The sequence below is a fragment of the Corynebacterium sp. 21KM1197 genome (assembly GCF_033783015.1).
GTDB lineage: Bacteria > Actinomycetota > Actinomycetes > Mycobacteriales > Mycobacteriaceae > Corynebacterium.
The window spans coordinates 1,301,222-1,324,678 of the sequence record NZ_CP123907.1 but is presented as its reverse complement, the minus strand read 5'-3'; the positions used below and the strand labels follow the sequence as shown (position 1 = coordinate 1,324,678).

25 protein-coding genes and 7 tRNA genes are annotated in these 23,457 nt (G+C 64.3%); 15 read left to right on the top strand and 17 right to left on the bottom strand.

Going from position 1 to position 23,457, the window contains the following annotated elements:
- Positions 1-98: 98 nt before the first annotated feature.
- Positions 99-851, bottom strand: a complete 753-nt coding sequence (gene ppgK, locus OLW90_RS06460) for a polyphosphate--glucose phosphotransferase (RefSeq protein ID WP_319649272.1) — start codon at positions 849-851, stop codon at positions 99-101.
- 39 nt (positions 852-890) lie between these two features.
- On the opposite strand from ppgK, the gene OLW90_RS06455 reads away from it, so the two are divergent.
- Together OLW90_RS06455 and OLW90_RS06450 are read left to right on the top strand one after the other, a co-directional pair.
- Complete coding sequence (locus OLW90_RS06455; RefSeq protein ID WP_413464505.1) at positions 891-1,727, top strand: inositol monophosphatase family protein; 837 nt, start codon at positions 891-893, stop codon at positions 1,725-1,727.
- Positions 1,728-1,919: 192 nt separating this feature from the next.
- Entirely contained in the window at positions 1,920-2,213 is a 294-nt protein-coding gene (locus OLW90_RS06450; protein ID WP_319649270.1) for a DUF4193 domain-containing protein, read from the top strand.
- Here OLW90_RS06450 and OLW90_RS06445 read toward each other — a convergent pair.
- The 4 genes from OLW90_RS06445 to OLW90_RS06430 form a co-directional block, all read right to left on the bottom strand.
- A complete protein-coding gene (locus OLW90_RS06445) occupies positions 2,210-2,647 on the bottom strand; it encodes an SdpI family protein (RefSeq protein WP_319649269.1) in 438 nt (145 codons plus the stop codon). The two genes, OLW90_RS06450 and OLW90_RS06445, sit on opposite strands and share 4 nt — an antisense overlap.
- 2 nt (positions 2,648-2,649) lie before the next feature.
- Positions 2,650-2,841: a hypothetical protein gene (locus OLW90_RS06440; protein WP_319649268.1), complete on the bottom strand. Its 192-nt coding sequence runs from the start codon at positions 2,839-2,841 to the stop codon at positions 2,650-2,652.
- Between the two features lie 44 nt (positions 2,842-2,885).
- The gene (locus OLW90_RS06435; protein ID WP_319649267.1) at positions 2,886-3,221 is read right to left on the bottom strand and encodes a class I SAM-dependent methyltransferase; all 336 of its coding nucleotides are present in this window, start codon (positions 3,219-3,221) and stop codon (positions 2,886-2,888) included.
- Positions 3,222-3,285: 64 nt separating this feature from the next.
- Complete coding sequence (locus OLW90_RS06430) at positions 3,286-3,771, bottom strand: DUF3093 domain-containing protein (RefSeq protein WP_319649266.1); 486 nt, start codon at positions 3,769-3,771, stop codon at positions 3,286-3,288.
- 122 nt (positions 3,772-3,893) lie between these two features.
- On the opposite strand from OLW90_RS06430, the gene dut reads away from it, so the two are divergent.
- The 5 genes from dut to dxs all read left to right on the top strand — a co-directional run bounded on the left by dut (position 3,894) and on the right by dxs (position 9,143).
- On the top strand, positions 3,894-4,340 hold the full coding sequence (gene dut, locus OLW90_RS06425; protein WP_319649265.1) for a dUTP diphosphatase: 447 nt from the start codon (positions 3,894-3,896) through the stop codon (positions 4,338-4,340).
- Positions 4,341-4,469: 129 nt separating this feature from the next.
- Entirely contained in the window at positions 4,470-5,234 is a 765-nt protein-coding gene (locus OLW90_RS06420) for a DUF3710 domain-containing protein (RefSeq protein ID WP_319649264.1), read from the top strand.
- Positions 5,235-5,309: 75 nt separating this feature from the next.
- Positions 5,310-5,927: a DUF3159 domain-containing protein gene (locus OLW90_RS06415; protein WP_319651840.1), complete on the top strand. Its 618-nt coding sequence runs from the start codon at positions 5,310-5,312 to the stop codon at positions 5,925-5,927.
- Positions 5,917-7,161 (top strand): class I SAM-dependent RNA methyltransferase, encoded by a 1,245-nt coding sequence (locus OLW90_RS06410; protein WP_319649263.1) that lies wholly within the window; start codon positions 5,917-5,919, stop codon positions 7,159-7,161. Before OLW90_RS06415 ends, OLW90_RS06410 begins: the two co-directional genes overlap by 11 nt.
- 47 nt (positions 7,162-7,208) lie before the next feature.
- Positions 7,209-9,143 carry a 1-deoxy-D-xylulose-5-phosphate synthase gene (gene dxs / locus OLW90_RS06405; protein WP_319649262.1) on the top strand — a complete coding sequence of 645 codons (1,935 nt, stop codon included), beginning with the start codon at positions 7,209-7,211 and terminating at the stop codon, positions 9,141-9,143.
- An 87-nt stretch (positions 9,144-9,230) separates the two neighbouring features.
- On the opposite strand, the gene rhuM is transcribed toward dxs, so the two are convergent.
- The 3 genes from rhuM to OLW90_RS06390 all read right to left on the bottom strand — a co-directional run bounded on the left by rhuM (position 9,231) and on the right by OLW90_RS06390 (position 12,649).
- Positions 9,231-10,238, bottom strand: a complete 1,008-nt coding sequence (rhuM, locus tag OLW90_RS06400; RefSeq protein WP_319649261.1) for a RhuM family protein — start codon at positions 10,236-10,238, stop codon at positions 9,231-9,233.
- A 577-nt stretch (positions 10,239-10,815) separates the two neighbouring features.
- Complete coding sequence (locus OLW90_RS06395) at positions 10,816-12,009, bottom strand: ribonuclease D (RefSeq protein WP_319649259.1); 1,194 nt, start codon at positions 12,007-12,009, stop codon at positions 10,816-10,818.
- Positions 11,999-12,649, bottom strand: coding sequence for a DUF3000 domain-containing protein (locus tag OLW90_RS06390; protein ID WP_319651839.1), 651 nt, complete (start codon positions 12,647-12,649; stop codon positions 11,999-12,001). The genes OLW90_RS06395 and OLW90_RS06390 overlap by 11 nt, the downstream gene beginning before the upstream one ends.
- 250 nt (positions 12,650-12,899) lie before the next feature.
- Here OLW90_RS06390 and hemQ point away from each other — a divergent pair, with 250 nt between their 5' ends.
- Positions 12,900-13,601, top strand: a complete 702-nt coding sequence (gene hemQ, locus OLW90_RS06385) for a hydrogen peroxide-dependent heme synthase (protein ID WP_319649258.1) — start codon at positions 12,900-12,902, stop codon at positions 13,599-13,601.
- 69 nt (positions 13,602-13,670) lie between these two features.
- Here the strand turns inward: hemQ and msrB are convergent, their stop codons facing one another.
- The 9 genes from msrB to OLW90_RS06340 form a co-directional block, all read right to left on the bottom strand.
- A complete protein-coding gene (msrB, locus tag OLW90_RS06380) occupies positions 13,671-14,081 on the bottom strand; it encodes a peptide-methionine (R)-S-oxide reductase MsrB (RefSeq protein ID WP_319649256.1) in 411 nt (136 codons plus the stop codon).
- Positions 14,078-15,472, bottom strand: a complete 1,395-nt coding sequence (locus OLW90_RS06375; protein ID WP_319649255.1) for a glycosyltransferase family 87 protein — start codon at positions 15,470-15,472, stop codon at positions 14,078-14,080. Before OLW90_RS06375 ends, msrB begins: the two co-directional genes overlap by 4 nt.
- A 4-nt stretch (positions 15,473-15,476) precedes the next feature.
- Entirely contained in the window at positions 15,477-16,211 is a 735-nt protein-coding gene (locus OLW90_RS06370; RefSeq protein ID WP_319649254.1) for a pyrimidine reductase family protein, read from the bottom strand.
- Positions 16,212-16,249: 38 nt separating this feature from the next.
- Positions 16,250-16,325 (bottom strand) — tRNA-Gly (locus tag OLW90_RS06365).
- Between the two features lie 23 nt (positions 16,326-16,348).
- Positions 16,349-16,420 (bottom strand) — tRNA-Val (locus OLW90_RS06360).
- Between the two features lie 9 nt (positions 16,421-16,429).
- A tRNA-Cys gene (locus tag OLW90_RS06355) sits at positions 16,430-16,500 on the bottom strand.
- A gap of 32 nt (positions 16,501-16,532) precedes the next feature.
- A tRNA-Gly gene (locus tag OLW90_RS06350) sits at positions 16,533-16,605 on the bottom strand.
- 23 nt (positions 16,606-16,628) lie between these two features.
- A tRNA-Val gene (locus OLW90_RS06345) sits at positions 16,629-16,700 on the bottom strand.
- 24 nt (positions 16,701-16,724) lie between these two features.
- A tRNA-Gly gene (locus OLW90_RS06340) sits at positions 16,725-16,797 on the bottom strand.
- A 303-nt stretch (positions 16,798-17,100) separates the two neighbouring features.
- On the opposite strand from OLW90_RS06340, the gene OLW90_RS06335 reads away from it, so the two are divergent.
- The 7 genes from OLW90_RS06335 (at position 17,101) to pgsA (ending at position 23,380) form a co-directional block, all read left to right on the top strand.
- Positions 17,101-17,172: transfer RNA gene (locus tag OLW90_RS06335), tRNA-Val, on the top strand.
- 199 nt (positions 17,173-17,371) lie between these two features.
- Positions 17,372-17,956, top strand: a complete 585-nt coding sequence (locus tag OLW90_RS06330; protein ID WP_319649252.1) for a copper resistance protein CopC — start codon at positions 17,372-17,374, stop codon at positions 17,954-17,956.
- Positions 17,957-17,962: 6 nt separating this feature from the next.
- The gene (locus tag OLW90_RS06325; protein ID WP_319649251.1) at positions 17,963-18,586 is read left to right on the top strand and encodes a copper chaperone PCu(A)C; all 624 of its coding nucleotides are present in this window, start codon (positions 17,963-17,965) and stop codon (positions 18,584-18,586) included.
- A 65-nt stretch (positions 18,587-18,651) separates the two neighbouring features.
- Positions 18,652-19,845 (top strand): Dyp-type peroxidase, encoded by a 1,194-nt coding sequence (locus OLW90_RS06320; RefSeq protein WP_319649250.1) that lies wholly within the window; start codon positions 18,652-18,654, stop codon positions 19,843-19,845.
- Between the two features lie 230 nt (positions 19,846-20,075).
- Positions 20,076-22,124 carry a threonine--tRNA ligase gene (thrS, locus tag OLW90_RS06315; RefSeq protein ID WP_319649248.1) on the top strand — a complete coding sequence of 683 codons (2,049 nt, stop codon included), beginning with the start codon at positions 20,076-20,078 and terminating at the stop codon, positions 22,122-22,124.
- The gene (locus OLW90_RS06310) at positions 22,096-22,728 is read left to right on the top strand and encodes an HIT domain-containing protein (RefSeq protein ID WP_319649246.1); all 633 of its coding nucleotides are present in this window, start codon (positions 22,096-22,098) and stop codon (positions 22,726-22,728) included. Before thrS ends, OLW90_RS06310 begins: the two co-directional genes overlap by 29 nt.
- Positions 22,721-23,380, top strand: coding sequence for a phosphatidylinositol phosphate synthase (pgsA, locus tag OLW90_RS06305; protein WP_319649245.1), 660 nt, complete (start codon positions 22,721-22,723; stop codon positions 23,378-23,380). The genes OLW90_RS06310 and pgsA overlap by 8 nt, the downstream gene beginning before the upstream one ends.
- Positions 23,381-23,457 lie beyond the last annotated feature (77 nt).

The window sequence follows — 23,457 nt, the reverse complement described above, 5'->3', positions numbered from 1 at the left end:
CCGGCATGGATTCCGTATGCCCTCGCTGTACTGGGTGCGCGGCCCTATTTACAACACCGGGCCACGATAGACAACCGCACAGTGTAGCAGGTAATGCGCTACGGGGTGGATACCCGCTCCACGGCCATGGCCGCCCCCACGATACCCGCGGTATTGAGCAGACGGGCGGGAACCACCTCCGTGCGGCAGGTAAGGAGCGGAATCCATTTCTCGGACTTGCGGGAGATACCCCCACCCACGATGAACAGGGAGGGGGAAAACAGCGCCTCGTAGGCGTGCAGCACCTTGTCCACCCGCTTGGCCCATTGCTTATAACTCAGATCCTTGCGTTCCTTCACTGCGGAGGAGGCACGGTGCTCGGCCTCCTTGCCGTCCACTTCCAGGTGCCCTAGTTCGCTGTTGGGGTAAAGGTGGCCGTCGATAAGTATGGCGGAACCGATCCCCGTGCCCAGGGTGAGGAAGATGACGGGCCCGGTAGCGGCCTCGGGGATACCGTAGGTGACCTCGGCGAGGCCGGCGGCGTCGGCGTCATTGAGCACGGTCACGGCTCGCCCGCCCAAGTGGCGGGAGAAAAGCTCCTGGGCGTTGGTGCCCACCCAGGAGGAATCAATATTGGCGGCGCTTTCCACCACCTGATTGCGCACGATGCCCGGCACGGTCACCCCCACCGGGCCCGTCCACTCGGCCTGCTCGACGATCTTCGCGGCCACCTTGGCCACCGCCTCGGGCGTGGCGGGCTGCGGGGTGAGGATCTTGATGCGCTCGGAGGCGAACTCGCCGCTATCCAAATTCACGCGGGCCCCCTTGACCCCGGAACCGCCCACGTCAATGCCAAAACCGATGCTGCTCATAGCATTGCAGTGTACAAAAGCGGCACAATGGTGTGCATGATGGATCAACAGGAATTGGCCTCGCTGCGTAACCTCGCTCAGGGGTGGGTGAGCGAGGCCGCCAGCGCCATCAGGGAGCGGAAAGCGGAATTGGGTGATCTGCGCCCCTATACCCTGACCAAGAGTTCCGCCGTGGACCCGGTGACCGTGGTGGACACGATGGCGGAGGAACTCCTGGTGGATCGAATCGCGGAGCGGCGGCCGGGTGACGGCATCATCGCGGAGGAGGGTTCCGCGCAGCGCTCCACCACCGGGGTTTCCTGGATCATCGATCCCATCGACGGCACCGTGAACTTCCTCTACGGCATCCCGCGCTATGCGGTTTCCCTTGCGGCGGCTATCGACGGCCAGGTGGTGGCCGGGGCGGTGATCAACGTGGCCGATGGTTCCCTTTATCATGCGGCGCGGGGGCAGGGGGCGCTGGTGCTGCGGGGCGATGGGGAGGAGGAATTGCGCGTCTCCGGTGCCTCGGAGGCGGCACGGGCGCTGGTGGCCACGGGATTTTCCTATCACGCCCCGCGCCGTGAGCAGCAGGCCACGGCGCTCGGCACCATCCTGCCGCGAGTGCGCGATATTCGTTGCCTGGGCTCTGCGGCACTGGAACTCTGCGCGGTAGCCGAGGGACACCTGGATGCCTATTACGAACACGGCATCCACTGCTGGGATTACGCGGCGGGCTCACTCATCGCGCAGGAAGCGGGCGCGGTGGTGGAGGCCCCGGCGCTTTCCGTGCCGGGGGAGGAGTTCCACCGCACGCTGGCTGCAGCGCCCGGAATCGCGGCGGAGATCAGGGGGCTTCTCGACGCCTCCGGGGCCGGTGTGCGCCTGAGCGCGTAGGCACCACGGGAAATCCTCTTTTACCTGCGGATATGACAGGGCTTGTTGCGTGGTTTAATATGCGCCTCCAAGAACACAATGCCAGTTTGGCCGCTTTGATGCGCGGGTGTGTGCGGGAGTTTTCCGCCTCCACGCTGTGCGCGGGCAGGGGCGAACTGGCGTGGCACAACGACGACGCCAGAGGTGAACCGCATGGCAACCGATTATGATGCCCCGCGACGCAGGGCCGAAGATGATCTTGAGACCGATTCCCTGGAGGGAATCAAGGCCGCAGAGGCGGAGAACTCCTCTATGAACGAGGACGGAGAGATCATCGACTCCTTCGAGCCGCCCACGATGGACCTCAGCGGCGAGGAACTCAACGTGACCGTGGTTCCGCGCCAGTCCGATGAGTTCACCTGTTCTAGTTGCTTCCTGGTGCAGCGCAAGAACCGCATCTCCCACGTGGAGGATGATGGCTCCATCATTTGCCAGGACTGCGCCTAAGAGCGTGAAGAAGGGGGCTCGGGGAAGAGCGAGGGGGAATCGGGGCGGTGATGATTGATGATTTTCCGCGCTGCTCGATCGGCCACGCGGGCCGCGCGCATGAGCACCACGGCGGGAACGAATAGGCCGCTCAGGGTGACGATGAGAAGATAATTGGGGGAAAGATTCTGGCCTACGGTGAGGAAGAACACCGCGCCCACGGCAGATAGGGCGAGTGTGACGTACCCGCTGGCGATGGAGGCGCGGAGGGCGGGAAGCGCCGCCCGGTGGCCTGCCTCCCAGGCCTCATCGGAGGCCTGCGTGGCCCTGGTGCGCAACCCCACGAGCGATTGGCGGGGCAGGTCGCCGCGCTCGATGGCCGAGCACGTTGCCCGGAGTACGGTGATGAGCGTGAGGACGCCGAGGAGCGGGGAGAGCGCGGCGAGGAGATCCATGCCTACAGGCTATTTTCACTGGAGTGAATGGCGCTGCCTGGCCTGCGGGCGATGAGCGCGGCATGAGGACGGGCACCGGAATCCTGCCGTCGCTCGGTGTGCTCCACTCGGAAGCCAGCGGAGGCGAGCAAGGCGGTGACCTCGGGGAGCGGCCACCACCAGGCGGAGGAAATGGCGTGGGGGAAGGAAACCATGCGTGGGCCCTCGAAGAAGCCCAGGGCCACCGAGCCACCCGGGATCAGCGCGTTAAAAGAGTGGAAAAGGCGGAGGCGAGCAGGGAGGGGTCAAGATGAATGAGGCTGTACCAGGTCACTACGCCCGCCGCAGGGGGAGTTCCCAGGGAGGAAAGATCTCCCTGGGAATAGTCAATCCCCGGATAGGCGTGGCGGGCATGAGCGATGAACTCCGGCACGGGATCTATTCCCCGCACCGGGCGCCGGGGATCCAGGCTCTGGAGGAACGCCGTCCAGTGTCCAGGGCCGCAGCCCAGGTCAATGAGGGGGCCGGGAACCTGCGCGGCCCACTGGGAAAGGAAATCACGATCAGGGGTGGCGGTGGCCTCAATGTGGCCCATGGCCTCGATATATTCCTGGGCTCGGCGCGCGTATGCCGCCACGGGCGCGGTGGGGTAGGCGGAATTACTTACCCTGGGTAAAGGCCGCCAGTAGGGCCTCGGGGTTCTTGGAGCCGATGAGCCAATAGGGTGTGGGGTCCTCGGGGTCGTCCAGCACGATCATCACCATCTCCGGCACCCACCCGTGGGAGACCACAAAGGCCGCCGGGTCAAGTTGATGCCCCATCGCGTTGCGCTTGGCGGTGGCGGGCACCGCGAGGCTGCGATCCACCGCGTGCTGGGGCAGGATCGCCCCGCCCGCGAGTAGCCAGCGCACTCCCTGGGAATCCCGCTCCACCTGAACCACCGTGGAGGAGAGCCACAGCAGCAGCCACACCGCCAGAAGGGAAAGGATAATCGCGGGGGCCACCAGCCACACGGTGGAGCGATTATGCGCTAACTGGGCGGTCAAGAGCGCCACTAAGCCGAACGCGAGGAGCCACCAATAAAGCGGCACCCACTGGCGTTCCCGGTAGAGAACAGTGCGTGCGGGGGAAGCGGAGTCAGTCACGGCTTCCCATCCTACGTCATGGCCCTGGGTCCGCTGCCTCGGTGCCGTGCGGATTACCGGATCGGTGTGGGCACCGGGGCGTCGATAAGCGATGGTAGAGGCGAGGCCGTAGGGTAGGGCGTGTGAATCCGATTGAAGCGATTAAAGTCAAACGCCTTGACCCGGAACTTCCGCTGCCCGCGCGGGCCTTTCCCAGCGATGCCGGTGCGGATCTCTACGCCGCGGAGTCCGTGGACTTGGCTCCGGGGGAGCGTGCCACCGTGGGCACGGGTATCGCGCTGGCGCTGCCGCACGGCACCGTTGGCCTGGTGCACCCGCGTTCCGGGTTGGCGGCAAAACAGGGCCTGAGCATAGTTAATGCCCCGGGGACTATCGACGCCGCCTATCGCGGCGAGGTCAAGGTGTGCCTGATTAATCTCGACCCGCGCGAGACGATCCATATTCAGCGCGGAACCAGGATCGCGCAACTTCTAGTACAGCGCGTGGAGTTGCCGGAGTTCCAGGAAGTAACGGACCTGGACGAGACGGATCGTGGGGCGGGCGGGTACGGTTCCACGGGTATTCAATAAAAATGCTCTCCCCATAGCGCCCCACGCTGCCGGTATCGCTATCCTGGGACTGAAAAAGCGATATCCCTGATTTTCCGATCTCCCGAGATCGCCTCTGTAAAAACCGTGAAGAAAGGACGTGACCCCCACATGGCTCTGTGGCCGTTTGGCAAGAAGGATAAGGACACCCCCAAGGAAGAGGAGCAGGCCGGAAACTCCGTGGCCGCGTCCAGCAACAATCCCGAGGTACAGCACGTTCCCGCCTCCACGGAGGCCACTCCGAACGATGATTCCGCGGAGCAGGAGGGCCTTTCTACCTCCTGGCACGACGCCATCAATGGCGATACCGGCCCCTTTGACGGTGATTCCGTGAACATCGAGGACTTTGATTTCTCTGACTTCGCCGGGGGTATTCTCAACCTCGGTTCCCTCAAACTCCCGCTGCCTAGCGAATCCCAGGTGCAGGTGGAAATGGGCGAGCAGGGTCCCCGTATGCTCCACGTGGTCACCCGCTACGGCCGGATTACGCCCGTGGCCTTTGCCGCCCCGCGCACCGGCAGCCAGTGGCGTCAGGCCGTGACGGAGATCGTGGATCAGATGCGTGGCGACGGCCTCGAACCCGAGGTGGAGGACGGTCCCTGGGGCCGCGAGGTGGTCACCCGTGGCTCCGCGGGCGTGATCCGCCTCATCGGCGTGGACGGCCCGCGCTGGATGCTGCGCTTTACCCTCGCCGGGCCGCTGGAGGCCGCCGATGACCTCGCCACCCTGGGCCGTGAACTGGCCGCCCGTACCTTTGTGTATCGCGGCGAGCAGCCCATCCTGGCGGGTAACTCCCTGCCGGTGGCGCTGCCCAAGCAACTGGTGGATCAGGTCAATCAGGCCATGAAGCAGCGCGCAGAGCAGGAAAACCAGTAGAAGGCCTGGACGTTCGTGGAAGATCAGACGATAACCACCCCCGCCCCGGAGAAGGAACCCACCCTCCTCGAACAGATGGGAGGGCTCACCGGGCTGGTGTCCTCCACGCTGCCGGTGCTGGTGCTGGTGCCGGTGAATGCCCTGTGGGGGCTGACCCCGGCGCTGCTGGCGGCCCTGGGCGTGGCCCTGCTTATCTTTGTGTGGCGCCTGCTGCGCAAGGAATCGCTGCAACCGGCCATCTCCGGGCTCATCGGGGTGGGGATCTGCGCGGCGATCGCCTGGTGGATGGGGGACGCCAAGGGGTACTTCCTCTATGGAATCTGGGCCTCATTGGTATTTGGTATCGCTGCGCTTATCTCCATCGTGGTGCGGTGGCCGCTGGTGGGCCTGATGTGGAAGGGCCTCAACGGCGAGGGCATGGCCTGGCGCTCCGTGGCTAAGGCCCGCCGCGCCTATGCCCTGGCTACCGCGGGCTGGGCCGTGGTGTTCTTTTCCCGATTCGTGGTGCAAAAGGTGCTGTATGAGGACTTTTCCACCACGGACCTGGCCGTGGCCAGAATGCTCATGGGCTGGCCGCTCACGGGGGTGGTTACTGTGCTGACGATCTTCATGGTTCGCCGTGCCGATGCCGCCGTGGCCGCACACCCGCCCGCTCACCCCGATCACAAGGAGTCCCCGGAACATGACCGATAAGGAATCAACCGTGCGCGTGCGCATTGACCGCATGGCACACGGCGGGGAAGGCATCGGTACCGTCGATGGGCGCATCGTGTTCGTGGCCGGGGCTTTCCCCGGGGATACCGTGGACTCGCGCATTACCAAGGCCAAGCGTTCCTTCCTGCGCGGGCACGTGGACACCATGGTGGAGGCCTCCCCGCTGCGCGGGACCTCGCGGTGCCAGGCCGCCGAGCACGGCGCGGGCTGCTGCGACTTCGCCCCGCTGACCTCGCAGGCGGAAATGGAGATCAAGGAATCCGTGCTGCGCGATCAACTCTCGCGCATCGGCGGAATACAAGTGGGGGACATCACCACCACCGCCTTGGAGCCCGAAACCCAGTGGCGCACCCGCACCCGGCTCGGCGTGGACGCACAGGGGCGGGCCGGGGTACGGCGCTTGGCCTCCCACGACCTCATCACCGAGGTACCCTGCTCCCAGCCGGTTCCGGGCCTGATCGACGGCCTGGTGGGGGAGGGAGCACGCCAGTTCCGCCCGGAAGCGGAGGTGGTGGCCGTGATGGGCGACGATGGCCAGCGGCACGTGGTGGAAACGCGGCGCGCCTCCCGTGGGCGACGCACGGAGCGCATAGAAAAGACCCTTGAGGGAGCACCCGAGGTGCGGCACACCGTGGCGGGGCACACGTTCGAGTTTCCGGTGACCGCCTTTTGGCAGGCCCACCGCCGCGCCCCGGAGGTGTATAGCGCCAGGATCGAGCAGTGGCTGAGCCAGGCTCTCGATGGCCAGCCCGGTGGCTCGGAGGCCCCGGTGGCCTGGGATCTCTATGGCGGCGTGGGGCTGTTCGTGCCCCCGCTGGCGGCGGCCCTGGGGGAGCGGGCGCGGATCTATTCCGTCGATGCCTCGCACTCCGCCACGGCTACCGCGCAGCGATGCCTGGAACCCTATGACGTGGTGGTGCGTGGTTCCCGAGTGGAGCGATGCCTAGGCACCCTCCCCGCCCCGCAGGCGGTGGTGCTCGATCCGCCGCGCACCGGGGCCGGGGCCGAGGTGGTACGCGGCATCGCTCAGGCGGCTCCGCGAGCGGTCATTCACATCGGCTGCGATCCGGCGACCTTTGCCCGCGATCTGCGTGCCTGGGTGGAAAGCGGTTACCGGGTGGAGAGGATGGAACTCATCAATGCCTTCCCCGGAACCCATCACAGTGAAGTACTGGCCCTGATCGTTCCAGGGGAGCAACCGGGGGTAAAGTAGAACAAACGCTAATCGCCGGTGTGAGGCAGAAGGAGCCGAGCAGACTGATGGATATTCTCCGTGAAATATCGTCGCCCGCAGACCTAAAGGCGCTGGAAGCCGATCAATTAGAGCAACTCTGCCAGGAAATGAGGGATTTCCTGGTCACCAAGGTTTCCGCCACGGGTGGGCACCTCGGCCCCAACCTGGGAGTGGTGGAACTCACCGTTGCCCTGCACCGGGTGTTTGATTCCCCCCGCGACCCCCTCATCTTTGATACCTCGCACCAGTCCTACGTGCACAAGATGATCACGGGCCGCCTCAACGAGTTTGACACGCTGCGTAAAAAGGGGGGCCTGTCCGGGTACACGGACCGGGGGGAGAGCGAACACGATTGGACGGAATCCTCGCACGCCTCGGCGGCGCTCTCTTACGCCGATGGTCTATCCAAGGCCTTTCAACTTAAGAGTGAGGCGCAGCGCAGCGTGGTAGCCGTGGTGGGCGACGGCGCGATGACCGGCGGCATGTGCTGGGAGGCGCTGAATAATATCGCCGCCGATAAGACCCGCAACGTGGTGATCGTGGTAAACGATAACGGGCGCAGCTATTCACCCACCATCGGCGGCTTTGCGGAAAACCTCGCGGAGCTGCGCATGATGCGCACCTATGACCGCGTGATGGAGCAGGGCAAGAGCACCCTAAAGTCCCTGGGCTGGGTGGGCGAGCGTGCCTTCGAGGCGCTGCACGCCTTTAAGGAGGGTGTGAAGTCCTCCGTGATTCCCACGGAGATGTTCCCGGAATTGGGAATGAAGTACGTGGGCCCGGTAAACGGCCATAACCTCAAGGCGTTGAGCAATGTCCTGGAGTACGCCAGGGATTATGAGGGGCCGATCATCGTGCACGTGGTCACGGAAAAGGGGCGTGGCTACGCCCCGGCGGCCACGGAATCGGCCGACCTCATGCATTCCACCGGAGTGATTGACCCGGCCACCGGCCGGGCGGTGGGGGCGGCCAAGGGGCCGAGCTGGACCTCCGTGTTTTCCCGAGAACTGCTCAAGGCGGGCGCGCAACGTGAGGACATCGTGGCCATTACCGCCGCGATGGCGGGCCCTACCGGCCTGGCCCCCTTTGGAGAAAGGTACCCGGAGCGCTTCTTTGACGTGGGCATCGCGGAGCAGCACGCCTTGACCTCGGCGGCAGGCCTGGCACTGGGTGGCCTGCACCCGGTGGTGGCCCTATATTCCACCTTTCTTAACCGCGCCTTCGACCAGTTGCTCATGGACGTGGGCCTCCTACACCAGCCGGTCACGCTGGTGCTGGATCGCTCCGGCGTAACCGGCTCCGATGGCCCCAGCCATAACGGCGTGTGGGACCTGGCCATTGCCTCCATCGTTCCGGGCCTAGCGGTAGCGGCCCCGCGCGATGGGGAGCAACTGGCAATGCTCTTCCACGAGGCCCTGGCCGTGGAGGACGGCCCCACGGTGGTGCGCTTCCCCAAGGGAGAGGTACCGGAGCCGATTCCCGCGGTAGGGACGCTGGCCGATGGGGTGGAGGTGCTGCGCTATAGCGACGCCGCCGCAGACACCACCGATACCGAGGAACACGAGGGCGTGGACGTGCTCATCGTGAGCATCGGCGCGCTCGCCGGGGAAGCCCTCGCCGCGGCGGAGAACCTGGCGGAAGCCGGGGTGGGAGTGACGGTGATTGATCCCCGCTGGGTCTCTCCGATTCCCAGCTCGATTATTGCGCTGGCGGCGGATCATGATCTGGTGGTCACCGTGGAGGACGGCGTGATCCGGGGCGGAATCGGCGCGCAGATCAGCGAGGTCCTTGCGGCCGCCGAGGTGGATACCCCGGTGCGGCACCTGGCCTTCCCCGATGTGTTCCCGGCCCACGCCTCGCGCGGTGAACTCCTCCGCGAGGTGGGCCTGGACGCGGACTCCATCGCTGCGAGCACGGAGGAATGGCTGGCGGGATTGTTCCCGGTCACCGAGGAGGAATAAGGAATCTTCTTTTTGGGGTAGACATTGGGTTGCTATGAAACAATTTCTATCCCGGGTAGCGGGGTATCGTGGACAAATTTAGGTCATTCATACCCTTTTGCTGCGTAATTCCTTCACCTGGTTCTCAAGCTCTTGCATGTCTACCTCGTTTACTTCTTCATCGTGGCGCTGTTGATAGAGCCTCCACTGTTCTTTAGCATGGTTTTTTGCTTGCTGGGCTGAGCGCTTACCAGCCCCTTCAAGCACCTCACGTTCGTTGAACTCCAGCCACCTATCGGTAAGTTGAACCCAATCTGCGAGGATCATCCCTTGTCGCTTCGAGGCTCTATCTTCGGCGTAGTCTAGGTACATCGTGACAAGTCTGTTGGCCTCCTTCAATTCGGAGTCCGTGAGATAGTTTTTGGCTATGTAAACGTCCTGGTGGCGTGGGCCGTTCTCCCCACTCCAGTTAGTCATGCCCATGTAGGGGAGTGCGGCGTTAGCACGTTCTAGGAGCAGTTCTGCTGCGGTGTGGCCATGGACGGCATGATGAATCTTGTTTTGCAAGTTAGCGAAATATCTTTGTACTTCCGGGTAACTACCGTTGTAGTCTTGGCTGGAGGTGGCGATGACATCGCAGATCTTGCGGAAGAATTGCTTTTCCGAAGCTCGAATGTCCCGGATACGTTCCAGTAGCTCATCGAAGTGGGTGTTAGCGCCATCGTTTTTCAATCGCTGATCATCGAGGGCAAAGCCCCTGTGAAGATACTCGCTAAGGATCGTGGTGGCCCACTTGCGGAACTGTATTCCGCGCTCACCTTTGACCCGGTATCCGACAGCGAGAATCGCCTCTAGATTGTAGTGATCTAGTCTCCTGGTCACGCTCCTTCCCTGCTCAGAGCGTACTTTTTCCATTTTGGAAACAGTTGCCTCGCGTGAAATCTCACCCTCATTGTAGGCGTTGCTTAGGTGTTTGCTGATTGTTGCGGGGCTTGTGGAAAACAAGTTTGCCATTTGCTTTTGGGTTAGCCATGCTTGCCCATTTTTTACTTGAAGGGCAACTTTTGCTAGGCCATCATTGGTATTGTAGATGATTACTTCATCTGGTTTGTCCATGTCATATTTCTTTCTGATAGGGATTGTGTAAGATGTGAGAGCCTATGCTGGGCGGGTTAAGTCCTTGGAAAATCAAAGAGTTCGCACGGTTATTATTTGTTTAATATCCTACATTTCTCCCCTACGTTCTTACTAGGCGCTGGGGTACGCCACGCTTGTTAGTAATGATCTGGGGGCATGCCCGTAGATTTCCTTTGCAGCGGCGTAGCCTGGCCCTGGATATGAGCAGATGCGCGGCGTGCCACCACACGGCTTTCTAGTATTCTCCATGTGTACGCTGGGACACCAGCCCACTTTGACTCCCTTGGCTCCGATCATACCCATCAGTTTATGAGTCTAGGGGCCCTCTATGCTTCTACCTCAATTGATCTGTGGATGAGGTGTAGTGGCAGTACAGGAGTGAGCCAAGGCATCGGGGTGTCCTTCAGAACACTGTCTGTATGGTATTGGTGTACTCAGCGGATATTGTTGAGCGCTATAACTCGCTTTTGTAGAAAACTCCGAGTTGGTCAGAATAGCGCATAGTTAAGACAGCGCAAGCAAGTGGAGCACGCAGAAACAACCAAGCAACTCCCCGCTACCACAGCAGCGGCCCCAGTACCGCAGCCGCGAGGTCCTGCTGCCAGGGGCGCGCCCCACGCTTGCCAAGTGCGGCGCGGAGATCGGCGGAATCATGCAATCTCTGTTCCTCCACGGCCTCCCAGATCACGGCGCGCATGATCTTGGGGCGCAGGAGATTTTCCATTGGGGTCCCCAGTTCCTCCGAGTGAAGGCGGAACGCCTCCTTGGCCTCGTCCAAGACAGCGGCCGCCGCAGGCGCCACCTGGGCCCAGCGGGAATGACCGGGAATCCGGGGAGGCGCGGGTGCCGGGGGATATTCGGCGGGGTCGAGCGCGCGAGCCTGGCGCAGGGCCTCCATCCAGGTGTGGTTGTGCTCGTCGTAGCGGCGGGAATATCCGGGGACCTTCCACAGGTGGCCCGCATGGGTAGGCGGGTCGGTGGCAATCGCTAGCAGCACCTTATCCGGCAGGAGGGTGCCGGGGGCGGCGTCGGTACGCTTGGCGAGTTCCTCGCGGGCCCGCCACAGGGCGCGGGCGCGGGCCCGATCGGCCGGATGGTGCAGGCGGCCCAGCCCCTTGAGCGCCGTCCAACGCCGCTGCGGGAGTGCCGTGGTGGCGATGAGGGCGGCGCAATCCTGCTCCAACCAGGAGAGTTTCCCCTGTTGATCGAGGATTTCGGTGAGGGTCTCCGCGAGGTCGAGGAGGGTTTCGACGTCGAGCGCGGCGTAGGCGAGCCATTCCTGGGGCAGGGGCGTGGTGGACCAGTCCTCCGCGCCGTGTCCCTTGGCGAGGGTATAACCACAGAGTTCCTCCGTCATGGAGGCCAGGTTCACCCGCTCGAAACCGGCGAGGCGGCTGGCGAGTTCGGTATCAAAGAGCGATCCCGGGCGAAGCCCCAGGGCGAGCAGGCTCGGGAGGTCGGAGGGGGCGGCGTGGAGTACCCACTGCGCCCCGTCTAACACCGGGGATAAGGCCTCGCGGAGTTCCGCGCGGTGCCCCTCGGGGGCAAAAAGAAAGGTGCCCGCACCCCGGCGGCGCACCTGAAGCAGAAAAACGCGATCGTCGTAGCGGTACGCGGAGGCCCGCTCGGTGTCCACGGCGAAGGGGCCGCGACCTCGCGCCAGCGCATGAGCGGCGTGGCGAAATTCCTCCGGCGTGCGCAGCAGTGGTGGGGTGCCCTCGCGCGGGGCGAGCAGGGGCCTAGCGCTCATCGGCGGCGCGCGAGCGAGACAGCTCGGTGACCCCCTCCGGGGGCAGCCCGGCCACGTGGGCTAGGACCTCGGCAAAAGCCTGCACGTGCGGGGCCAGGTTCTCCGAGCTGGCCGTCCAGGAGGCGCGCAATTCCAACTGGTAGGCGCGCGGTGGCCCGCCGATGTCCCCATAGCGCACGGAGGAGGTGGAGGTCACGGTGCCGCCCAGGTTGCTGTGCTGGGCGTCCTGGCTCCCCAGGCCCTCGGTGAGCCACTGCCAGGCGACCTCGGGCAGGAGGGGATCGGCGGCCACCTCGTCGTCCATGTCCGCCTGGATATAGGCCACCAGCCGCATGGAGCCCTCCCAGGTGTCCTCGGCCTTGGGGTCGTGGAGAACAATCAGACGACCAAAGGCATCGCCCTCGGAGTCGCGGGGAACCACATCGGTCTTATTGTGTTCCACCTCTAACCCGATGGCGTGGCTATAGGGCGCGAGGCGCTGCGGGGGACGAATGGTGCCCAGGGATAACTCCGGGCGCAGCCGTGCGGCGTGCATGGATTCCACCGCGGCGGAAAAAGCGGCGGGCCAGGCCTCGGAGTCAGGCTGCGCGTTGGCGGGATTCGCGGAGTTGGGGGAACTCGCGGTACCTGGTGAACGCAGCGCGCGAGGCTGCGCAGACTGCTGCGATTGCGGCGTCGAGGGGGAATCGGAATCGGTCACGCTCACCAAGGTAGACACAGCGCGGGCACTTGCCGTGGAGGCGCGCCGAGGAGAAACGCGGGGACCGTTCCGGGGAGGAGCGCGTGGACGGGGCGGGCACCACGCGCTCGCTCTTACAACTTATGATGGGGTGGTACGTGTCGTTGAGCCGCAATAGAGGGCCGAATACAGGAAGGAAGGCCACAGGATCATGGCAGAACTTGACCTGGAGGAACTGAACAAAGTACAGAGGTACACCCAGTGGGCGGTGTTTAGCACCGCCCCCGGCGCGCTGGGCAGCGAGCGCACCCAGACCGCAGCCCAGGTGCAGGAATTTCTGGATCGCCTGTCCACTGAGGGGAAGGTGACCGTCCGCGGCGTGTACCTGGCCTCCGGGTTCAAGGCGGACGCGGACTTTGTGATCTGGTGGCACGCCGAGGAGTTCGAGGATCTCCAGGCCGCACTCAATACCTTCCGCCGCGAGACCACCCTGGGGCAGGTCTCCGAACTGGTGTGGTGCGGCAATGGCCTGCACCGCCCCTCGGAGTTCAACAAGTCCCACCTGCCCTCCTTCATCATGGGGGAGGAGGCGGAGCGCTGGATGACGGTGTACCCCTTCGTGCGCTCCTATGACTGGTACATTCTCGATCCCGCCGATCGCCGCCGTATCTTGGCCGAGCACGGCCGCGCCGCCGCGGGCTTCAAGGACGTGCGCGCGAACACCACCGCAGCCTTTGCCCTGGGCGATTACGAGTGGATGCTGGCCTTTGAGGCGGGCTCGATGGACCGCATCGTGGACCTCATGCACAAGATGCGCTACACGGAGGCGCGCCTGCACGTGCGTGAGGAGGTGCCCTTCTACAGCGGGCGGCGCGTGGATAGCGCGGCGGAACTGGTGGAGGCCCTGGCCTAGCGAGGGGAATGCTTGCCGACGCCACCTGGCGCACCGCCCGCCCTCGCGGCGTCGGCAAGCAGGGGGAGCCTATTCCACCGGCTTTTCTTCCAGGGTGAGGCAGATGGAGTTAATGCAGTAGCGCAGGTCGGTGGGGGTCTGGTATCCCTCACCGGCAAAGACGTGGCCGAGGTGGGAGCCGCAGGAGGCGCATAATACCTCGGTGCGGGTCATGCCGAACGAGTGGTCCTCGCGCTCGATCACGCGATCGGAATCCTTGGGGGAGAAGAACGAGGGCCAGCCGCAGTGGGAATCGAACTTTTCCGTGGAGCGGAATAATTCCTCCCCACAGGCCTTGCAGGAATACACGCCCTCCGTGGTGGTGGAGGTGTATTCACCCACGTGGGGGGCCTCCGTGCCCGCCTGGCGCAGCACGCGGTATTCCTCCGCACTCAGGCGCTCGCGCCACTGGGCGTCCGTGATGAGCTTGAAATCGGTCATGAGTGAAGTCTCCTTTGCGGGGTGGGGGAGGATTGCTCCCTTGGTACAACTCGCCGGGGTCGGCGTTTATTGCGTGGGTTATGGCGTCCGGCGTGCTCGACGTGCTCAGGGCGAGCCTCTGGGTGAGCGCGGTGCCGCCGTGGCCTGGGGGCGGGTGGGGTGCCGCGTTCGGCGTAGCGCCACCAGCCCACCACGGTGCCGGTGACGGCAAAGATCAGTAGCGCCCAGCCCAGGGGAGCGGTGAGGGTGGTGAGTACGTATTCGCGGTGCCAGCCATCGGAGACGAAGGGCTGCGGGGTTAAAAAGAGGTAGGCCGCTACCCAGGTGAGCCAGTGATGGGCCACGCTGCGCGCCTGCGTGGCGGTGAAAAAGAGGGGAATGAGCAGCAGGGAATAGTACTTCTGCCCCAGGGAGGAGAGCAGGAATACCCCGGCGAGGAGCACGGTGGAGGTGGTGACCACCCACAGCAGGGGATCGCTATAGCGCCACCGCAGCAGTACCACCACGCTGATGACCACGCAGGCGGCGATGAGCAGAAAGGCGGCGGCGTGCAGGCCGCCCGGCATGGCAAAGTACACCGCCTGGCCGCTGAGGGAGGCATTGGCGTAATCGCGGACCTGGCTTAGGTACGGGGTAACCTCCGTGAAGTAGCGCTCCGGCTGATTCATCAGGGGCCAGGCAGCCAGGTTCAAGGCCACGGGAAGCCCGGTGGCGGCGATGATGGTGGGCCATTGGGCCTTGACCAGGGGCAGGAGGAGCAGCGGGGCGAAGAAGGGCTTGACCACGATGGCCAGCCCCAGCACGATCCCGGCCCACCACAGGCGGTTGCGGAGCAGCAGCGCCATGAACGCCACCAGGGCGAGGAAAAGAAGCCCATTGATATTGGAGAAGATCAGGGTGCTGCGCACGGCCTCCGTGGCGGAGGCGGCTAGGACTGCGGCGGGAAAGAGCCAACCGCGCAGGGAATGGCCAAAAAGCCTGGTGAGCAAACCGAGCGCGGAGATGATGGCCAGGGCATTGGCCACGATGAACACCATGCGGGAGGTGGAAAGATCGCTGGATATGCCCAGGGGCGAGAGAAGTAGCGTGGCACCGGGATTATAGAGATAGTGGGGATCGACGTGGGAATATACCTCGTTGTACACCACGGTGCCGTCGAGGAAGCGCGAGACCGCGCGGTACACCGTGGTGAAATCGTCCGTTTCCGTGCCCGCGGCGGCGGGGAAACACACCAGGTGCAGCATGGAGAGCACGGCAAGCGGCCACAGTATGGGGCGCAGCAGGCGATCCAGGTGCGGTTCCCGGTGCGAGGGGGTGTTCACGCGCTCCGAGGTCAGCGGGGAGAACGCCACCCAGGTGGTGGAAAGGCGATCGCGCGAAAGGACAAACACCCGCTCATGGTACCGATTCCGGGCCAGGCCCTGTGGGCGCCGCGCGGCGATAGCGCAGAAAGAGGGTGGAATCCTGGTGCGCAAAGGTATGCTCCAGGTGCCAGCGCTGTGCCTCGGCGGAGCCACTATCGACGAGCCCGCGCTCCACGCGGGAGGTGAGGAAGGGGGCGAGGGTGAGATGAAAGACGTCGATAAGCTGCTCGCGGAGCAACTCCCCGTAGACGCCGGGGCCACCCTCGCAGACGATACGGGGATAGCCCAGGCGACGTAGTTCCGCGATCACCCGGGTGGGGTGAAGATCCGTGAGGAAGAAAAGGCGCGCACCGGCGCGGTCGAGGGTGCGGGCGCGCGACGTGCCGCGATGATCCGGCGAGGTGAAGATGAGCGGCGGGGTGGAGGTTTGAGTGAAAAACCTGCTGGCGGGATCGAAGTCCAGGGAGGCGCTGAGCGTGGCGATGGGTGGAAGCGTGGTGCGTCCTTCCGCGTGGCGCTGGGCGGAGGCCTCTGGGGAGAGTTCCACCCCGGCGTAGTCCTCGCTGCGAATGGTGGCCGCGCCGCAGAAAACCGCGTCCGACCACTGGCGTAGGCGCATGAGCAGCGCGGCGTCCGTGGGATTGCCCAGCGGGCCCGAGGTGCCGTGCAGGGTGCAACTGCCGGTGGGGGTGCTGATGGCAATGGCCCGGGTTTCCGGGGAGGAAAGGGGATTGAGTGGCCCAAGGAGGGATTCCATGTTCACCATGCCCTTTAGCCTCCCCCGAGGCACCCCTAAAAAGAAAATGGAGCGGATGACGAGACTCGAACTCGCGACCCTCACCTTGGCAAGGTGATGCGCTACCAACTGCGCTACATCCGCGTAAAGAGGTTGTATCCTCTTCGTGCGCGATACTGGGATCGAACCAGTGACCTCTTCCGTGTCAGGGAAGCGCTCTCCCGCTGAGCTAAACGCGCTAACTCTTGAGGTGGAAACGGGAATCGAACCCGTGTGCACGGTTTTGCAGACCGTTGCCTCACCACTCGGCCATTCCACCGTGGCGTGACCGCCTCAGGTACGTGGTACCGGAGCGGATGACGAGACTCGAACTCGCGACCCTCACCTTGGCAAGGTGATGCGCTACCAACTGCGCTACATCCGCGTAAAGAGGTTGTATCCTCTTCGTGCGCGATACTGGGATCGAACCAGTGACCTCTTCCGTGTCAGGGAAGCGCTCTCCCGCTGAGCTAAACGCGCAAGCAATAAGGGGGAATAACCCGGAGCGGATGACGAGACTCGAACTCGCGACCCTCACCTTGGCAAGGTGATGCGCTACCAACTGCGCTACATCCGCATTGCACCTTTTGCGTTTCCGTACAGGCTCCGCTGTGGTGCGATGACACACTTTATCCAGCGGGTGGCCGGGAGGCAAATCGCCTGTTTGCGGGTGGGGTGGGGCGCTTTGGCCGCTTGGGCTTTTGGGTACCGTTCCGCGTCCTTCTTTGACTCTCTTTACGTTCGGGCATTGCCAGGGGGAAATCGGGCCGGTGTGGCTGGTGTAGCGAGGTGGGAAATCGAAAAATGCCCCGTGACCTGCAAATTAGGTGGAGTGATCGGCTGCGTGTTAATTTATTTCTCGCAAGCCACACGGCAGCAAGGTCCCATGGCTCAGTGGAAGAGCGTTCCGTTCACACCGGAAAGGTCGCTGGTTCGATCCCAGCTGGGACCACAGAATAAAAAGAGTTCGTGCAGTAATTACTGTGCGGACTCTTTTTGTGTACTCGCCCGAGGTGACGCAGCCCACGGAACGGGGTGGAACTATCCGGTGTGGGATACCGACTCCTCATACAGGGTGCTGCGGCGCTACTGGCGGCGCGAGTATCCTGTTCTCCATTCCGTATCGGCACAACAATATGAGGTGAGTATTGGTGCGAATTGCTCGTTCCCGCGTTTCCCGTACTGCGGCTTTGGCTGCGGCGGCGGGAGTGCTCTCCTGGACTGCGGTGGGTGTGCTGCACCCGGAGCCCGCGCGCGCACACGATAGCGTGATCGCGGCCATCCCGGAGGACGGTGGCACAGTGGAGGAGTTCCCTCAGGAGATCGTTTTGACCTTCTCCGGTATCCCCAAGGACACCTTTAACACCCTGGCCGTGAGCGATAGCGATAGCGGCGAGGTGCTGTTTTCCCAGGAACCGAACCTTGACGGCCAGGAGGTCAGTGTGACCGTGCCGGAGGACGTGAATCCAGGGCCGGGGGAGTACACCGTGGGCTTCCAGATCACCTCCTCCGATGGGCATGCCACCCGGGGTAAGACCACGTTTAGCGTGGCCGGTGCGCAGCCCGCCGAGGAGGGAGCCGAGGGGGCGTCGCAAAGCGAAACCGAACAGAATGAGAACTCTTCCGTGCTCTCCGGGCCCCTGGCGTGGATCGTGGGGGCCCTGGGAGTGCTGGCTATGGCGGCGGTTGTGGTGGTTGCCGTGGCCCGTAATCGTCATTTTCCTGATAAGGAGTAACACAAGATGAAGGCTGTAAAGATTGGTGCGGGCGCTGCGGCGCTGGCCCTGGGACTGTTCGCGGCGGGCTGCTCCAGCAGCGATGAGCAGACCACCGGCACCACGGAGAGCGCTGAGGCCACTGGGGTCACCGAGGGCACCGCCACAACTACTGCCACGACCGCCGCGGCGGATTCCACCGCGAGCGTGCGCCTCGATGATGCCGTGGTGCGGGCCAAGGGCGAGGACAACGATATGACCAGTATCTTTGGCACCCTGACCAATGGCACGGATGAGGACATCACCGTGGAGTCCTTCACCACCTCCCTGGGCGAGGCGCAGTATCAACTACACGAGGTGGTGGACGGCGTGATGCGGGAGAAGTCCGGGGGCTTCGACGTTCCCGCACACGGCAGCCACGAACTCAAGCCCGGCGGGGATCACATGATGGTGATGGGCTACGAGCACCCCGTGGCCGCAGGCGATGAGATCACCGTGACCCTGAAGCTTAGCGACGGCTCCGAGGTGGAGTTAGAGCCCATTCCGGTGCGCACCATCGGCGCGGGTGATGAGAACTACGGTGACATTGATGGCCAGGGTGACCAGGGAGGTCACGAGGGCCACGATGGGCACGGCGGACACGAGCACTAGGGCGAGTTAGAAAGGGGCGCTGGGGAGCCGCGCTCCCGAGTGCATACGAGGAGGAGTAACAGCCGATGAGTTCGGTGAGCCGCAGGGGATTCCTGTCCGGCCTATCCCTATCCGCTGGTGGATTGGCCCTGGCCGGGTGTCGCAGCACGGAGGCGGAGGAGCCCCAGCATCCGGAGGGCGGCGCGGAGACGGTGGCTTTCGACGCCCCCCACCAGGCGGGCATCGCCACGCCCGAACAGGCTCACCTGAACCTGGTGGCCTTTAACCTGCGCGAGGGAGCGGATCAGCGCGACCTGCGCCGCCTGCTCACCCTCTGGACGCAGGACGCCCGCGAACTGTGTTCCGGGCGCACCCCGCGCGGCAGCCTGGAACCGGAACTCACCTCCCGGCCCGATCGCCTGACCATCACCTGCGGCCTGGGGCCCGGTGCCTTTGAGCGCACGGGCCTGGGGGATCGACGCCCCGCCTGGCTCACCCCGATCCCGGAGTTTTCGCAGGATCGCCTGGAGGAGCGGTGGGGGCAGACGGATCTGGTGCTCCAAATCTGTAGCGATGATCCGCTCACCACCGCCCACGCCATGCGCAACATGGTGCGTTCCGGTTCCGATTACGCCGAGGTGGCCTGGTTGCAGCAGGGCTTTGTCTCCCCCGGGAAGCCGGAGGAGACAAAGCGGAACCTCTTTGGTCAAAAGGACGGCACCATCAATCCCCGAGGCGAGGAGGAACTGGGCGACCAGGTGTGGATCGATGAGGGGCCGCAGTGGGCGCACGGCGGCACCGCTATGGTGGTGCGCCGGATCCAGATGCACATGGACGAATGGGAGAAACTAGACCGCACCTCCCGCGAGGAGGTGGTGGGGCGGACGCTGGAAAGCGGTGCCCCGCTTTCCGGGGGTGAGGAACACACCGCCGCCGATTTTCAGGCGCGCGATGAGTACGGCCTGCCCACCATTGACCCGAATAGCCACATGGCGCGCGCGGTGCCGCCGCGCGACCACCCGGAGCAGCGGATCCTGCGCCGCCCCTATAACTGGGACATCGCCCCGGAGCCGGGGGCGGAGGATCGCTCCAACTCCGGGCAGGTGTTTATCTGCTTTCAAAAGGATCCCACGGTGCAGTTCACCCCCATTCAGCGGCGCCTGGACGAGGCGGATCGCCTCAACCAGTGGATCACCCACATCGGTTCCGCCGTGTACTTCCTTCCCCCGGGCACCGGGGCGGGGAGGGGAGACTTTTGGGGGGCCGAACTCTTAGGGTGAGGCGCTGGGGCGTTGGGTTGGTTGGCGTTATTCCCACGGTTTTCCCACAGCCCGTGGCCCCGGTGATTCATTCCGGCCTTTGATCCCCGCCGGGGTATGCTGTGGACGGATTACTGCCGTGCCCGCCCTCGCCCGTGGGTGAGCGTGGCACGGCAGCAGCGAGCAAAAAGAAAGCGGGGGCGGCCCGGTATGCCGTCTCCTGCGCGAGCGCAAGAAGGAGCGCGGAATACATGGTGAACTCTGCCGAGAAAAAGGCCCTGCTTGTCCCCGCCGGGGAGCCGGTGGGCAAGGCGATGCGGGAACTCGATCTTCCCACCAAGGGGCCGGACGCCATCGTCTGCGCGCAGGATCGGCAGGGTAACCTCCGCGATCTTTCCCACACCCCGGAGGCGGACGAGGAGTTCTTCCTGGTTCCGGCCAACACGGAGGAGGGGCGCTTTGTGATCCGCCACTCCGCCGCTCACGTGCTGGCGCAGGCCGTGCAGATCGAGTTTCCCGGCACCAAGTTGGGCATTGGTCCGGCCATTGAAAACGGCTTTTACTATGACTTCGACGCCGCCGAGCCCTTCACCCCGGAGGACCTGCGCACGCTGGAAAAGCGGATGAAGAAGATCATCAAGTCCGGGCAGAAGTTCGCGCGCCGCGTGTGGGAGTCCCAGGACGAGGCCCGCGAGGCCCTGGCGGACGAGCCCTACAAGCTCGAACTCATCGAGGACAAGGGCAACGTGGGCCCCAACTCGGACGAGGCCGCTGAGGTGGGGGCCGGGGAACTCACCGCCTATGACAACGTGAACCCTCGCACCGGCGAGGTGGAGTGGTTCGATCTCTGCCGTGGCCCGCACGTGCCCACCACCAAGTACATTCCGGCCTTTGCCCTTATGCGGACCTCCGCCGCCTATTGGCGCGGCGATCAAAACAACGCCGGTTTGCAGCGCATTTACGGCACCGCATGGGAGTCCAAGGAGGCCCTGGACGAGTATCGCACCATGCTGGAGGAGGCGGAGAAGCGTGACCACCGCCGCCTGGGCGCGGAACTGGACCTGTTTAGCTTCCCCGATGAGATCGGCTCCGGCTTCCCGGTGTTCCACCCGGACGGCGGGATCGTGCGCTTTGCCATGGAGGAGCACTCCCGGCAGCGGCACCTGGCGGCGGGTTACTCCTTTGTGAACACCCCGCACGTGACCAAGGGCGATCTGTTTAAGAAGTCCGGCCACCTGGACTGGTACGCCGAGGGCATGTTCCCGCCCATGCAACTCGACGCCGAGCACAATGCGGAGGGCGAGGAAACCAAGCCGGGGCAGGACTACTACGTCAAGCCCATGAACTGCCCCATGCACAACCTGGTCTTTGCCTCCCGAGGTCGCTCCTACCGCGAGTTGCCGCTGCGCCTCTTTGAGTTTGGCACCGTGTACCGCTACGAGAAGTCCGGCGTGGTACACGGCCTGACTCGCGCCCGTGGCTTCACCCAGGATGACGCGCACATCTACTGCACCGAGGAGCAGTTGGAGCAGGAACTCACCGATGTGCTGGAGTTCATCATCTCCCTGCTGCGCGATTACGGCCTGGACGATTTCTACCTGGAACTCTCCACCAAGGACCCCAATAAGTACGTGGGTGACGATGAGGTGTGGGAGCGGGCCACCACCATCCTGAGCGACGTGGCCACCAAGTCCGGCCTGGAACTGGTGCCGGACCCCGCTGGCGCGGCCTTCTACGGGCCAAAGATCTCGGTGCAGGCGCGCGACGCGATCGGTCGCACCTGGCAGATGTCCACGGTGCAGCTGGACTTCAACCTCCCCGAGCGCTTTGACCTGGAATACACCGCCCCGGATGGTTCCAAGAAGCGCCCGATCATGATTCACCGCGCGCTCTTTGGCTCCATCGAACGATTCTTTGGCGTGCTCCTAGAGCACTACGCCGGTGCCTTCCCTGCCTGGCTTGCCCCCCGGCAGGTGGTGGGTATCCCGGTGGCCGATGAGTTCGTGCCGCACCTGCGCGAGGTCACCGAGGCGCTGCGCAAGCGCGGTATCCGCGCGGAGGTGGATTCCTCCGATGACCGTATGCAGAAGAAGATCCGCAACCACACCACCGGCAAGATTCCGTTCATGCTGCTGGCCGGTGGCCGCGACGTGGAGGCCGGGGCCGTGAGTTTCCGCTTCCTGGACGGCTCCCAGATCAACGGCGTGCCGGTGGCCGAGGCGGTGGAACTGATCGCCGCGTGGGTGGGCGAGCGCAGGAACGAACAACCGAATGAGGAACGCCTTGCCGCACGACGCTAAGGACACCTGGGCAGATACCGGGGCGGGGGAGCCGGACAGGCTTCAGCGCCTCTGGGCTCCCTACCGCATGAACTACGTTGCTTCTGTGGCCTCTGTGACCTCCACGGGGTCGCAGCCCGCGGAGGGGCCCGAGGGGGCGTCGCAAAGCGCTACCAAGCCCACCGATCCCTTTGTGGCCGCACCCCAGGGCAGCGATGAGGACGGCCTCATCGTGGCGAGGGGCGAGCGCGTGTACTGCCTGCTCAACCTCTTTCCCTATAACGCTGGGCACATGATGGTGGTGCCGTACCGCAAGGTGGCGGACTTAGAGGCGCTCACGGCCGAGGAGAGTGCCGAGCTGATGGCCTTTGCCCAGATGGCGGTGCGCACCCTCAAGCGGGTGTCCCGCCCGCAGGGGATCAACGTGGGGCTCAACCTCGGGCACGGCTCGGGGGGCTCGGTGCGCGATCACCTGCACATGCACGTGGTGCCGCGCTGGGCCGGTGACGCCAACTTCATGACGGTGCTGGCGGGAACCAAGGTGCTCCCGCAGACCTTGAGGCAGACCCGAGCGCTGCTGGCTCAAGGATGGGCAGAGATCGCACAGGAGGATTCCCATGCTTAGCGTGTACGGACGACGCCCCGCGGCCGTGGTGGTGGAGCCGGTGGCCTCGGCGCTGCTGCGCACGGGCCTTTCCCCCAACGCGATCACCATCGTGGGCGCGGTGCTCACCATCGCGGTGGCCGTGGTGCTCATCCCCAGCGGACACCTGGTGTGGGCGGCCGCGCTCTCCGGGGTTTTTGCCGCCACGGATATGATCGACGGCACGATGGCGCGCATGCGCGGCGGCGGTACCAAGTACGGTGCCACCCTCGACGCCACCTGCGATCGCATTACCGACGGCGCGCTTTTTGCCGCCATCATCTGGTGGCTGGTGTACACCTACGACGCCCCGCAGCCCCTGGTTGCCGCCGCGCTGGTGGTGCTGGTGTGCTCGCAGGTGATCTCATACGTCAAGGCCCGGGGCGAGGCCAGCGGTTTCCGCATGGTGGGCGGGTTGATCGAGCGCCCGGAGCGATTGATCATCGGCCTGGTGGGCATTGGTTTGCAGGGCATGGGAGTACCCTACGCGATAGACATTGCCATCTGGATCCTGGCGGTAGGCTCGGTATTCACGGTGATCCAGCGCCTGCGCATTGCCTCCCAATCCCCGCTGGCGGAGGAACTTTCCGCGCCCCCGGCGGGCTCTAAGGAAGCGCGCGCCGCGCGGAAATAAGGAAAGAAAAAGTAAAGATTCTCGGTGACGCACCGACGCACTATAGAGTGACCGCATATAATTAATGGCCTTAATGA

Coding starts and splice junctions, on each gene's coding strand:
- ppgK (WP_319649272.1), bottom strand. CDS start 851: ATGAGCAGCATCGGTTTTGGCATTGACGTGGGCGGTTCCGGGGTCAAG.
- OLW90_RS06455 (WP_413464505.1), top strand. CDS start 891: ATGGATCAACAGGAATTGGCCTCGCTGCGTAACCTCGCTCAGGGGTGG.
- OLW90_RS06450 (WP_319649270.1), top strand. CDS start 1,920: ATGGCAACCGATTATGATGCCCCGCGACGCAGGGCCGAAGATGATCTT.
- OLW90_RS06445 (WP_319649269.1), bottom strand. CDS start 2,647: ATGGATCTCCTCGCCGCGCTCTCCCCGCTCCTCGGCGTCCTCACGCTC.
- OLW90_RS06440 (WP_319649268.1), bottom strand. CDS start 2,841: ATGGTTTCCTTCCCCCACGCCATTTCCTCCGCCTGGTGGTGGCCGCTC.
- OLW90_RS06435 (WP_319649267.1), bottom strand. CDS start 3,221: ATGGGCCACATTGAGGCCACCGCCACCCCTGATCGTGATTTCCTTTCC.
- OLW90_RS06420 (WP_319649264.1), top strand. CDS start 4,470: ATGGCTCTGTGGCCGTTTGGCAAGAAGGATAAGGACACCCCCAAGGAA.
- OLW90_RS06415 (WP_319651840.1), top strand. CDS start 5,310: ATGGGAGGGCTCACCGGGCTGGTGTCCTCCACGCTGCCGGTGCTGGTG.
- OLW90_RS06410 (WP_319649263.1), top strand. CDS start 5,917: ATGACCGATAAGGAATCAACCGTGCGCGTGCGCATTGACCGCATGGCA.
- dxs (WP_319649262.1), top strand. CDS start 7,209: ATGGATATTCTCCGTGAAATATCGTCGCCCGCAGACCTAAAGGCGCTG.
- rhuM (WP_319649261.1), bottom strand. CDS start 10,238: ATGGACAAACCAGATGAAGTAATCATCTACAATACCAATGATGGCCTA.
- OLW90_RS06395 (WP_319649259.1), bottom strand. CDS start 12,009: ATGAGCGCTAGGCCCCTGCTCGCCCCGCGCGAGGGCACCCCACCACTG.
- hemQ (WP_319649258.1), top strand. CDS start 12,900: ATGGCAGAACTTGACCTGGAGGAACTGAACAAAGTACAGAGGTACACC.
- msrB (WP_319649256.1), bottom strand. CDS start 14,081: ATGACCGATTTCAAGCTCATCACGGACGCCCAGTGGCGCGAGCGCCTG.
- OLW90_RS06370 (WP_319649254.1), bottom strand. CDS start 16,211: ATGGTGAACATGGAATCCCTCCTTGGGCCACTCAATCCCCTTTCCTCC.
- OLW90_RS06325 (WP_319649251.1), top strand. CDS start 17,963: ATGAAGGCTGTAAAGATTGGTGCGGGCGCTGCGGCGCTGGCCCTGGGA.
- OLW90_RS06320 (WP_319649250.1), top strand. CDS start 18,652: ATGAGTTCGGTGAGCCGCAGGGGATTCCTGTCCGGCCTATCCCTATCC.
- thrS (WP_319649248.1), top strand. CDS start 20,076: ATGGTGAACTCTGCCGAGAAAAAGGCCCTGCTTGTCCCCGCCGGGGAG.
- OLW90_RS06310 (WP_319649246.1), top strand. CDS start 22,096: ATGAGGAACGCCTTGCCGCACGACGCTAAGGACACCTGGGCAGATACC.
- pgsA (WP_319649245.1), top strand. CDS start 22,721: ATGCTTAGCGTGTACGGACGACGCCCCGCGGCCGTGGTGGTGGAGCCG.